Genomic DNA, 6,782 nt, shown 5'->3' with positions numbered 1-6,782 from the left:
ACGCGATGCGCGCACGCATCACATCTCGCTGTGGGGCAGTCTTGCGCCCGATCAGTGATCGCAGTTCCTCTCTTTCTTTCTTCGCCAGCTTCACTGGCGTTGCGTGACGGCCTCGGCTCATCTTCCCATGATAAAAAAGGCCGCTAAATATTCAACTTATTTACGGGATGTTGTACTAGGTGGTATCAATGATGTGGCTCATTACGATTAGCCCCTTGCTAATCTAACTCCACCCATGCGGGCCACAGCAAGATTTTTTCAACGTCGCATGCCCAGTGCCGCGACCACTATGATTTCCTGCACATCAGGTACTCGAAAGCGAAAACGCTCTGGTATGTCGATGGATCAGCGTGAAAGCCTAACAATGGTTAAACCGGGCCGTCGTCGCGCGCGGGCGTCAACCGCGCTAGCGCACGACGAGGGCGATTGTCACTGCTCGTCAGTGTTTTCTTTCCGTCGTGGCGTCACGACGATGGTGTCCACCAGCGCCCGGACACCCGCTCGTTCGCGCGCATTAAGTCCGCGATAACCGGCTATAAGCGCCCCTTCATCGACACTCAAAGTAACCGTCGACGGTTGGCCGGTCAGCAGGTAAAGCACGTCGACGCCGCCCGCCGAAATTGCAGCAAGGTAATCAGAATTCGGCCGTCGCATGCCTTTCTCGTACTGGAACTGAGCCTGCTTCTGGACTCCTCCTAGCGTGGCGAAGTCCGTCTGGTTTAACTTCATACGGCGTCGTTCCTGCCTGAGTCTCGTCGAAAATTCATCCATTTGATATTCTTTTAATTGACAATATAGCAAACGAGTTCTAATCTGACTGATATCGCAGAATGATTCCGATGTTACCGCACGCCTAATCGGCAAAGGCACACTTGCGCCTGCCGGTGGTCACTGCCTGTCTCGTCTATGGAGCCCTCATGCCCGGAACCTACGAAATCTACGGTGCCCTGCCCGTGCAATCCCGGTTCCGACATGCCGATGCGGTGCGCCTGGCTGAAAGTCTCGCCAAACCCGCTCATGTTTATTTTGCGACCGACTCGGTTACGCACACGCTCGTCATTCGGGTGAGCGGCCATCTATCGGAGACCGAACAGTCGGCGGTCGAGAACACGCTCGGTCAATTTTCAAACAAGTGGGCGCGCGCCGGGGCGGTCTTTAGCAGAAACCTATATGGCGATCTGTCCTTCTTGGCGATCGGGCTTGAACGTCATGTCGAACTGCTCACCGAGCTGGACGACCTGGACCAGCAGATCCGTGCGATTCGTGCAAGACAGGCGTGGATTCTGGCGCGACTTGAACAGCCTACGTGACGGCATCACCCGCGATCGTTGGCAGCGTGTCCGGCGCCGGGGCCTGCTGCCGTACCCTTACCTTCGGCGCAGAGGTAGCGGAGAAATCTCATGGAGCAGGGAGAATATGTACTGTCAGGAGCGTTACCCGTACAGGACGATCTGGACGCGGAACAGATAGACCGGGTGTCCCGTCACCTGGGCGGCATCGCCACGGTGTATCTGGCCCACGATGACGTTGCGCACTCAGTCTCTATTCGCATTTCGGGGAACATGCCGCCCGACGACACGCGCATTGTCGAGAAGCGCATCGAAAAATTCGCGGAGGAGTATTGCAGCGCCGGAGCCATCCTTCTGAGCGAGTGGAACGGCCTGTCCAGATGGCTCGTCGTCGGGATGAACTGGCAGGTCCAGTGCCTGTTGAAATTCGCCGCGGTCGAAGAGCAGTTTGCTCGGCTCGCGCAAAAGGACATCGACTTTCTGGTGCGGCTAGAGCCGAACGAGAGCGCTCAGGGCAGGCGCGGAAACCTCGTGACGTCGTTCTCGGTGGCTGTCGAAGAACCTTCCTAGTAAAAACACCATCGCATGGACGTCAAACGAACCTCATCGCAGACGGGTTAGCTGCTTGCCGCAACCGGGCAACCGGTTCATGCGGTTCCAAGAATCCGTCGCGGGTTTTCGAACGCGTCGGCAGTGACAATTATTCCCATTTAGGTATAATCAATTGGCATGACGCAATCTCCCAAGTCCCTGCGCTGGGTCGGCACGTCGAAAAAGGACTTGCTGGCGATGCCTGATGAAGTAATCGACGCGGTGGGCTACGCGCTTCATCTCGCGCAACTGGGCGAGATGCATGAAGATGCAAAGGTATTAAAGGGCTTCGGCGGTGCAGGCGTGCTGGAAGTCATTGAGAACCTTCAGGGCGACACGTATCGTGCGGTGTATACCGTGAAGTTTGCGGCCGCCGTCTATGTTCTGCATTGCTTCCAAAAGAAGTCCAAAAGTGGAATTGCGACACCAAAGCCCGATCTGGACTTGATCCAGCGACGCTTAAAGTTGGCCCAACGAGATGCCGGAGAATGACGATGACTACCGAACAAATCGAACGTGGCTCGGGGAATGTCTACGCTGATCTTGACTTACCCAATGCTGACGAGATGCGCGTCAAAGCGGATCTTGTGATACGAATTGCTCATCTTCTGAGAGACCGGGGACTGACACAAACCGCTGCAGCGAGTCTTCTTGGACTGTCACAACCTAAACTTTCCGGTTTGCTACGTGGTCAGTTTCGGGGGGTTTCCGAAAGCAAACTGATCGAATGCCTCACGCGACTCGGGCAAGACGTGGAAATTGTCGTGCGCGCGGCGCCAAAATCTCGCGGGGAAGGTCGCGTACTGGTTACCGCAGAATAGAGACATCTGACGTAGACACATCGTCGTGGCATCGCGTGCTGAGTGGAAGCGAGACCACCTTCCTCGCCAATGTATCTCGACCCGCCGGTAGCGGCGGCGCATCAGCGACGCGGGCGAGAGCATCGCACTTCGTTGTAAACTGTAGAACTAGCGAATTTATCCGCCCGGATGACAGGCAGGTCCTCCTGGATGGCGCTCGCCGAGTATATGGCGACGCACCAAATCGAAGGATGCGACGCGGTTCTACTGGACAGTGTATTAGGCGCCTCGGGAGTCATCAGGTAGCACGCTTTGTCTGGTGGTACTTTTGGTGGTATGTCTCAAATTAGAAATTCTCGGACCGGCTCCAGTAAAGCAAAAGGGAGAATTTTTCGATTCCGGCCCCGTGCCAGATATTCCAGTGAGTTCCAGCGAAGTCCAGACCTGTGACAGTTCGATGTTTCGCGGAATTTGTCCTAGCTGGCCGAGCTTGTTCCGTGAGATCTGGCGAGATCGGATGGTATCGGCTTCGCCAACGCGTCAGAACCGACGGGATAGATGTGGGCGAAGAATTCTTTCCTTTGTTGCTAGGAGTATCCGCGTTTCTCAAACGCGCCTTGCCACGTCGTTGTTAGTTCTACACCCACGACGCCGACAAACACTTCAATTTCACCACTGCCGCATCCGGTTGGCGAGAGTCCGTACCGTTGCTGCGAGCGAAGATCCCCGTGCCACTGCACACGCGAGCCGAGCGACCGAAACGCCCGAAAGCATCGCTGTTTCGATCAACTCGCGCTATGGCTTGTGAATCAAAGCGGCGCCGCCCGTCTTGCTAGACGTATCTGAGCTGATCCGCCCTGAAAGGACGAATGCATTCGTCCTTTCAAGCGCCGCATTGCCCGCGAGATCAGAACTTCTGCCGAAGGCCGACAATTACCAGCCCTTGAGTGTCGGTGCCAGAATTCACGCCAAATGATCCGATCGAAGCTACAGCCGGAATCGTTGTGCCGCCAGCAGACAGCTCATTGCCACTAGCTTTCTGCCAGCCGGCGACCGCGTACACGTCCGTTCGCTTCGAGAGAGCGTAGTCGGCACCTAGGTTGAACTGGTTGTACTCGGCCGAGCCGCTACCGCTTGACTTCGTATAGTTGTAACCTGCACCGACTCGGAAAGCTGGATTGACCTGGTAGTTCGCAAACACGGAGGCGCTGTTGAATTTTGCAGATTCGCGGAAGCTAGAAAGCGCATCTCGACCATAAACAGTATTGCTGAATGCTGCGCCAAATGTTGTCGAACCTATTGCATACTCGCCCGCAACACGGGCTATCTGGATCGACTTTGCAGAGGCAAAAGCAGAGTTGATCCCTGAGTTAAACAGGCTGTCGGATGAACTCGTCCATACCCTCGCCCCGGCAGTTGTAGTGGTGCCGCCATTCGCAAAGAAGTACCCGGCGGCAAGCCCCATCGGTCCATTGGTATATGACGCGGCAGCGCTATAGGTTTGTCCATTCCCGGTGCTGCCAGCCACACCTCCGAAGGCATAGAGCGTTTCGAGCTGAAACCCGCGTAGAACTGGCGATGTGTACTTGACCGAATTATTTACGCGAAGGCTATTATCATAGTTGTCGATATCCCCCGGGGTGGCAAACGTACTACCGAAGAGGCCATCTTCCGTGAGAGGCTGTACCAGCTCTACTAACGGATCATATTGCCGACCGACGGTGACGGTTCCGTAGGATTGGCTGGACAGTCCGACGAAAGATTGCCGGCCAAACTCCCGACCGCCCTGATTGAGCGCGCCGGTCCCAATGTTGAAACCGTTTTCGATTCGGAACACGGCGGCGAGGCCGCCCCCTAGGTCTTCGGTGCCTTTCAGCCCCCACCGAGGTCCAGACAGGTTGCTACTGAACTTAACCAATGTCGATTGATTGCCCGCTGGCGAACTGGCGTTGTGGTAGTACGCAATGCCTGAATCGATAATTCCGTACAGCGTTACAGAGCTCTGTGCGTGTGCGGCAGAAATAAACCCCGTCGATATCATAAACACCACTACCTTTTTTGCTTTCATTTAGATCTCCAATGTTAGTTAGAACTGCATAGTTTCATACAGATTTTGTTCAGCCTATTTAAGGACACTTATCGCGCAGGCAACGAAACACCGACTAGTTCTTCCGTGTCGTTTTCTTTAAGATCGGTATCGCGTCTGGCAGCGAATGCGCGGACGCGGCCACCGCGAAACCGCGCCTGCGTTTATAGCGAGAAAACACATAGTTGTCGCCCACTGGTACTATGCAATTTTTCGATCCCTGCTCTGGCAGTCAGGGCTGTTGAGGGACCGCAGAACCGATCGTAGGGCACACAAAAAGATGCGAATATGCAGTAATCGGCGCCTGCATATGCCTAAAACTTATGTATGAGAATCGTGCATCATCTTAAGCAAATCGAAGCCTTCCATCCGGTTATGGTGACTGCCGCCGTTGTGAGTTTGGCAAGCTTGATGAGGTCACGCCAACAGTTAGCCTGTCACGAATAAGTGCTGCTGAAATTTCAGCTTGGCTTCTGACTTTTTGACCGGAGGAGCGGCGACTACACCAAACTTTGGAGGCGCGAAGGCTATAACGGGGGGCTGAGAATATATAGGCGCCGAGCGCATTGGACTAATTGCGCAATACGTTCGATTCAGATGGCTAAGCGGTAGTAGTGGGAACGCTGCCCGCGCTTTCGGTTTTTCGGCGTGCACTCAACACGCGCTACAACCCGACCAACAAGTAAGGCAACGCACAAAGCCACTCATCGCAGTGAACGCTGAAGTTGGGTGTGTCCTCGGTCCTGAGATTCTCCATTCGCTCGTTTCACAGTTTCACATGCCGGACTGGCACGTGAAACGTTACTAGAGGCATGTATCATGATGTTGCCTCTTTGGCGAGCAATCGCGCAGTTCCTCTTTCTGGCCGACTGTCTTGTCAAGTGGCGTGGTCTCTCGACGCCACTTCATATGCGTTGAGCGCAGCGATGCGTTTTTGCCGGACAAGCATTCAGGTGACGTGGTGTACCCAACCGAACGTATCCGCGCTGATACCTCGCTGTATGCCGATCAGCTTGTTGCGAATACGTTGTGTAACAGGGCCTTCGTCACCGGTGCCCACATTGAACTCGCCCTTCGCATATCGAACATGACCAATGGCCGTCACGGCAGCTGCAGTGCCGCAGGCGAAAGTCTCCTTGACGCGCCCGCTCGAAGCATCGGCCCTCCACTGGCCGAAAGAATATGGTGCCTCGTTCACGTAAATTCCTTCAGCTTTTGCTAGTTCGATGATGGACGCCCGCGTAATGCCGGGCAGGATTGTTCCAGTCAGAGGCGGTGTACGAAGTGACCCATCGTCGAACACAAAAAAGACATTCATGCCACCCAGCTCCTCAATCCACGTATTCGTCGTGGCATCAAGGAAGACAACTTGGTCACATCCTTTGGTTACGGCTTCAGTTTGTGCAATTAGACTCGCAGCATAGTTACCACCGCATTTAGCCGCACCCGTGCCGCCTCGCCCCGCGCGCGTGTATTCGTCGGATACCCACACCTTGACAGTCGACCTACCTGATTTGAAATATGGGCCAACCGGGCATGCGATTACGCAGAAGGTGTATTCATTCGAGGCCCGCACTCCCAGAAAATTCTCCGATGCGAACATGAACGGCCTTATGTACAGGCTAGAGCCTTCGGTTTCCGGAACCCAGGCCTGGTCGATATCGACTAGCTTCTCCACTGCCTGAATAAATGTAGCCTCGGGCAATTGCGGCATCGACATACGCTTTGCAGACTCACGGAAGCGCTGTGCGTTCGCCAGCGGACGGAACAACGAAATCTTACCTTCCTTACTTCGGTAGGCCTTCATACCCTCGAAGATTTCTTGCGCGTAGTGTAGTACCGAGCAGGCCGGATCTATTTCGAACGGGCGCCGTGCTTCAATCTGCGCATCGTGCCAACCAATGTCTCTAGTCCATCGAATAGTGGCCATGTGGTCAGTAAAAATGCGTCCGAAAACCGGATTGGACGGCGACAATCAGCAAGTCCGGCGTAGCGACAATCATCTTGTCCGGTAGT

Annotated in this window: 7 protein-coding genes; 4 read left to right on the top strand and 3 right to left on the bottom strand. The window is 54.8% G+C overall.

Features of this window, described 5'->3' with window-relative positions; all coding sequences use genetic code 11:
- Nucleotides 1-429 precede the first annotated feature (429 nt).
- Nucleotides 430-729 carry a helix-turn-helix domain-containing protein gene (locus tag M0D69_RS43115; RefSeq protein WP_301787892.1) on the bottom strand — a complete coding sequence of 100 codons (300 nt, stop codon included), beginning with the start codon at nucleotides 727-729 and terminating at the stop codon, nucleotides 430-432.
- 188 nt (nucleotides 730-917) lie between these two features.
- Between M0D69_RS43115 and M0D69_RS43110 the strand changes: the two genes are divergently transcribed.
- From M0D69_RS43110 to M0D69_RS43095, 4 genes are all read left to right on the top strand, one after another.
- Nucleotides 918-1,310 (top strand): hypothetical protein, encoded by a 393-nt coding sequence (locus M0D69_RS43110; RefSeq protein WP_301787891.1) that lies wholly within the window; start codon nucleotides 918-920, stop codon nucleotides 1,308-1,310.
- Between the two features lie 90 nt (nucleotides 1,311-1,400).
- Complete coding sequence (locus tag M0D69_RS43105) at nucleotides 1,401-1,859, top strand: hypothetical protein (protein WP_301787890.1); 459 nt, start codon at nucleotides 1,401-1,403, stop codon at nucleotides 1,857-1,859.
- A 159-nt stretch (nucleotides 1,860-2,018) separates the two neighbouring features.
- Nucleotides 2,019-2,372 carry a type II toxin-antitoxin system RelE/ParE family toxin gene (locus M0D69_RS43100; RefSeq protein ID WP_301787889.1) on the top strand — a complete coding sequence of 118 codons (354 nt, stop codon included), beginning with the start codon at nucleotides 2,019-2,021 and terminating at the stop codon, nucleotides 2,370-2,372.
- Between the two features lie 2 nt (nucleotides 2,373-2,374).
- Nucleotides 2,375-2,701 carry a helix-turn-helix domain-containing protein gene (locus M0D69_RS43095; protein ID WP_301787888.1) on the top strand — a complete coding sequence of 109 codons (327 nt, stop codon included), beginning with the start codon at nucleotides 2,375-2,377 and terminating at the stop codon, nucleotides 2,699-2,701.
- Nucleotides 2,702-3,587: 886 nt separating this feature from the next.
- On the opposite strand, the gene M0D69_RS43090 is transcribed toward M0D69_RS43095, so the two are convergent.
- Nucleotides 3,588-4,748, bottom strand: coding sequence for a porin (locus M0D69_RS43090; protein ID WP_301787887.1), 1,161 nt, complete (start codon nucleotides 4,746-4,748; stop codon nucleotides 3,588-3,590).
- Between the two features lie 967 nt (nucleotides 4,749-5,715).
- Complete coding sequence (locus M0D69_RS43085; RefSeq protein WP_301787893.1) at nucleotides 5,716-6,696, bottom strand: branched-chain amino acid aminotransferase; 981 nt, start codon at nucleotides 6,694-6,696, stop codon at nucleotides 5,716-5,718.
- Nucleotides 6,697-6,782: the final 86 nt, after the last annotated feature.

The sequence above is a fragment of the Caballeronia sp. SEWSISQ10-4 2 genome (genome assembly GCF_030464885.1).
Classification (GTDB): Bacteria; Pseudomonadota; Gammaproteobacteria; order Burkholderiales; family Burkholderiaceae; genus Caballeronia.
The sequence above is the reverse complement of the archived record's forward strand: the minus strand, read 5'-3'. Positions and strand labels throughout refer to the sequence as shown.